Source organism: Kluyvera sp. (genome assembly GCF_965301105.1).
In genome coordinates this window covers 60,468-64,847 of record NZ_CBDKZX010000016.1, presented here as the reverse complement: position 1 = coordinate 64,847, position 4,380 = coordinate 60,468, and the positions used below count along the sequence as shown (strand labels likewise).

At 55.4% G+C, this 4,380-nt stretch carries 4 protein-coding genes and 1 pseudogene; all 5 read left to right on the top strand.

Features of this window, described 5'->3' with window-relative positions; all coding sequences use genetic code 11:
• Window positions 1–26: 26 nt before the first annotated feature.
• On the top strand, window positions 27–284 hold the full coding sequence (locus tag ACW14G_RS08965) for a YjhX family toxin (protein WP_163447137.1): 258 nt from the start codon (window positions 27–29) through the stop codon (window positions 282–284).
• 10 nt (window positions 285–294) lie between these two features.
• Window positions 295–1,931, top strand: a pseudogene (locus tag ACW14G_RS08960) (methyltransferase domain-containing protein).
• Between the two features lie 227 nt (window positions 1,932–2,158).
• The gene (locus ACW14G_RS08955; RefSeq protein ID WP_163447133.1) at window positions 2,159–3,247 is read left to right on the top strand and encodes an ABC transporter ATP-binding protein; all 1,089 of its coding nucleotides are present in this window, start codon (window positions 2,159–2,161) and stop codon (window positions 3,245–3,247) included.
• Window positions 3,240–3,869 (top strand): ABC transporter permease, encoded by a 630-nt coding sequence (locus ACW14G_RS08950; RefSeq protein ID WP_163447131.1) that lies wholly within the window; start codon window positions 3,240–3,242, stop codon window positions 3,867–3,869. Before ACW14G_RS08955 ends, ACW14G_RS08950 begins: the two co-directional genes overlap by 8 nt.
• Window positions 3,869–4,380, top strand: a 512-nt coding sequence (locus tag ACW14G_RS08945; protein ID WP_455648563.1) for an ABC transporter permease, incomplete at its 3' end; no start/stop codon positions are given. The genes ACW14G_RS08950 and ACW14G_RS08945, both read left to right, overlap by 1 nt.

Sequence of the window (4,380 nt, the reverse complement as noted above, 5' to 3'; positions counted from 1 at the left end):
CATGATGATTAAACAGGTTCTTCAGTATGAATTTATCCCGTCAGGAACAACGTACCTTACACGTTCTCGCCAAAGGTGGTCGTATCGCGCACGTCCGCGATGCATCAGGCCGCGTCACATCCGTTGAATGCTACAGCCGTGAAGGGCTGCTGCTGGCTGACTGTACGCTCGCCGTCTTCAAAAAACTCAAAACCAAAAAGCTGATCAAGTCCGTCAACGGTCAGCCCTACCGCATTAATACCACCGGGCTGAACAATGTTCGCGCACAGCCCGATAATCGTTAAGGAGAGCGTTATGGATATCAGCACTCTTATTTTTTCATCCGGTCGCCCGCAACTGTCAGCCGATGAACACAAAATCCCCTGGGACGATCCAGCCTTCAGCCAACGTATGCTGGAAAACCATTTGTCGCAGGATCACGACTGGGCCAGCCGTAGACAAAACGTGATTGAACAGCAGGTCGCGTGGATTGCCCGCCAGATACCGGCGGGGGCACGCATTCTGGATCTCGGCTGCGGCCCCGGCTTTTATACCCGTCGGTTAGCAGAGCGCGGATTCCGCTGTACGGGGGTGGATTTCTCCCCCGCATCTATTGAGTGGGCCCGCCAACAGGCACAAAACGCAGGTCTGAAAATTGACTACGTTCATCAGGATATCCGTACTTACAATCCAGAACTCCCCTTCGATTTCATCATGATGACGTTCGGAGAGCTGAATGTTTTCAGTGCAACAGATGCTCAGACTCTTATCAGCCGCTGCGCGCGTTGGCTGGTACCTGGTGGCAGGCTGCTCGCTGAAGTTCATACTTTTGATGAAGTTAAACGTCAGGGCACAGCGCCGGCAAGCTGGCAACGCTGCCCGCACGGGCTGTTCCTTGAGGTCCCCCATCTTCTGTTAACGGAAAACGCCTGGGATGAAGAGGCAAAAACCAGCTCAACGCAGTTCTGGGCAATAGACGAAAGCGGATGCACTACGCGCTTCGGGAGCGTGATGACGGCCTGGCTGGATGACGAATATCCCCGCCTTTTCAGCAACGCGGGCCTTACAGTCGTGCAACGCCCGGACAATACCGAATGGCCGGTCAGCGAGACTTTTGAGGGCAAACTCTTTGCTCTGCTGACTGAAAAATCAAAATCCCCGGAAGGGAGCCACCTGAACATGCAATTCAAAAAAGGAATTAATTAATGGATATCCCACGCATTTTTACCATTAGTGAAAGTGAACACCGCATTCATAACCCGTTCACACCAGCAAAATACGCCACGCTGGGCCATGTACTGCGCATGAAGCCGGGAACCAGAATTCTCGATTTGGGCAGCGGCTCGGGCGAGATGCTCTGCACCTGGGCTCGCGATCACGGCATTACCGGTACGGGCATCGACATGAGTCCGCTCTTCACCTCGCAGGCAAAGCAACGGGGAGAAGAGCTCGGTGTCAGCGATCGCGTGCACTTTATTCATAATGATGCGGCAGGTTACGTCGCCGACGAAAAATATGACGTAGCGGCCTGCATCGGTGCAACCTGGATTGCAGGGGGTTTTGCCGGAACGATCGCGCTGCTGGCAAAAAGCCTTAAGCCCGGCGGAATCATCCTTATCGGTGAACCCTACTGGCGTCAGGTGCCCGCCAGCGAAGAGGTTGCCCAGGCCTGCGGCGTCTCGTCCGTGGCCGACTTTCTCACCCTCCCCGCGCTTGTCGACGCTTTCGGCGAACAAGACTATGACGTGGTGGAAATGGTGCTGGCAGACCAGGAAGGCTGGGACAGATACGAAGCCGCAAAATGGATGACCATGCGTCGCTGGCTGGAAGAAAACCCTGATGATGACTTTGCCTCTGAAGTCAGGAAAGAACTGACGATAGCGCCCAAACGCCATGTCACGTTCACGCGGGAATACTTTGGCTGGGGTGTATTCGCGTTAATGGCGCGATAGCTTGACGCAGGCGGCACAGCCAGAAAACTGTGCCGCCGTTCAGTCAGAAAGTGCGTGGAACGACAACGGGCGTGCTTACATCGGTGTCCGCATTATTGCTGGATCATCGATTATCAAATTCCAAATACCTGCAATACAAATGCAAATATCATATTTGCGCCCTGTTCATCGCCTCTGTAATTTGTGTTTGATATAAACGCAATAATTTCAGGGTGCTATTGTTTCATATGATAAGACTTGAAAACATAAACAAAACGTACCCTGGTAGTACGCATGCCGCGATCGGAAAATTAAATATCGTTATCAATGAAGGTGAATTTTGCACATTCGTTGGCCCTAGCGGCTGTGGGAAAACCACTATATTACGTATGATTAATCAACTGGATATCCCGGATGCCGGTTCGGTATATGTTCAGGATATTAAAATAGCCGATGCCGATATTATTCAGGTACGGCGAAAAATTGGTTTTGTCATGCAAAGTGCAGCCTTATTCCCGCACCGGACCGTTTCTCAGAATATCGCCACGGTTCCGCGTCTGCTTGGCTGGAAAAAAAAGCATATTCAGGCACGTATTGATGAACTGGTTGAGCTCATGTCCCTCGACCCGAGCCTGCTTACGCGCTACCCCCACCAGCTTTCAGGCGGGCAGCAAGGGCGGGTGGCGATTGCCCGCGCGCTGGCGGCCGATCCCCCGATTCTGTTAATGGATGAACCCTTTGCGGCCATCGACCCGGTGGTACGGGAAAAGCTCCAGGACGAGCTGTTGCAACTCCAGCAGCGCCTGCACAAAACTATCGTGCTCGTCACCCATGACATCAATGAAGCCATTCGCCTGGGCGATAAAATGGCCATCTTTCAGGAAGGCGGAGTCCTGGCTCAGTTTGATACGCCCGATAGTATCCTCGCCCAGCCGGCCAGCGAGTTCGTGGCGCGATTCATCGGGCCTGAGCCCAACTTAAAACGCCTTGCCAGACTTCAGGTTGGGCAGCTTCCGCGTCACGATGTTCCCCTGGTGGACGAGGAATTAACCCCCATTTCCAGCCAGCATCCGCTGGTTGCCAGCCCGCTGCGGCTGGTGCTCGATAAACAGCTGCGCCCGCTGTACTGGCTTGACCCTGAGCGGCGCACCACCCTGCCCGTATCACTGACCCTGAAGGCGCTTCACTCCCTGCGTTTCGCCTACAGCGCACTGCTGGATGCGCCGGGGGGAGTGCTGGTGCACGTCAACGGAGACGGTCAGTATCAGGGCAGTATTTCCCACGGGCTGCTGCAGCGCGTACTGGACGGGCATGTGGATGTTCGCCGTTATGATTGACTGGCAATGGATTGCGGACAATCAGGGCCCGATTGCCGCCCTGTTCTGGCAGCACACGCAGCTGGTGGCGGTATCGCTCTTTTTCGGTACGGCACTCACCGGGGTATTGATTGGCCTGACCCTGCGCTGGCCCGCATCGGCGCCGGTACTGCTCGGTCTGTGCGGGGTGCTGTTTACCATCCCCTCGCTGGCGCTGTTTATTCTGTTGATCCCGTTTACCGGCCTGTCGCTCACCACGTCAGTGATTGGCTTAACGCTCTATTCACTGCTGATCCTGCTACGCAACGTGGTCGCCGGGATAGAAAAGCTGCCGTCCGACGTGCTCGAATCCGCCCGCGCGCTAGGCTACACGCGCTGGTACCGGTTTGTTGACGTTGAGCTGCACCTGATTCTCCCGTCTTTGTTTGCCGGGCTGCGTATTGCCTCAGTCACACTCGTGGGGCTGGTCACGGTTACGGCGCTGATTGGTCAGGGCGGTCTTGGCCAACTGCTGCTGTCGGGCTTTAACCAGGATTTCCTGACGCCGATTGTGGTGAGTGTGGTGCTAAGCCTGGTGCTGTCGTTTATTTTTGACTCTCTGATAGCGCGTCTGGGCTATTGGGTTACGCCGTGGGCACGCTAATGGACATCTTAACCGCAACCTGGCACTGGTTAATTCAGCCGGACCACTGGCTTAGCGATACGGGGATCCTGCTGCGCTTACGCGAGCATCTCTGGTATGTGCTGGTGAGCATGATCATCGCCTCGGCCATTGCGTTACCTCTGGGGGTGGCGCTGGGCTACTGGCGCAAAGGAGCTTTCCTGGTCATCAATATGTTCAACATTGGCCGGGCGATCCCGTCTCTTGGCCTGATTTTATTGTGCATTATTCTTTTTGGTTTCAATGATGTGCCAGTGTTTCTTGCGCTGGTCGCGTTGTCTGTCCCGCCGATCCTGACCAACACCTGGGTCGGGATTTACCACGCCGACCGCACCCTTTGCGACGCCGCCACCGCGCTTGGCATGACGCCCGTGCAAAGCCTGTGGCAGTTGCGCATCCCGCTGGCGATGCCGTTGATCTTTGCCGGAATTCGCACCGCGATGTTGCAGCTTATCGCCACGGCGGTGGTCGCCGCCTATGCCGGGCTGGGGGG

Excerpts from the sequence above, each read along its gene's own strand:
- ACW14G_RS08965 (WP_163447137.1), top strand. The coding sequence starts at position 27 with ATGAATTTATCCCGTCAGGAACAACGTACCTTACACGTTCTCGCCAAA.
- ACW14G_RS08955 (WP_163447133.1), top strand. The coding sequence starts at position 2,159 with ATGATAAGACTTGAAAACATAAACAAAACGTACCCTGGTAGTACGCAT.
- ACW14G_RS08950 (WP_163447131.1), top strand. The coding sequence starts at position 3,240 with ATGATTGACTGGCAATGGATTGCGGACAATCAGGGCCCGATTGCCGCC.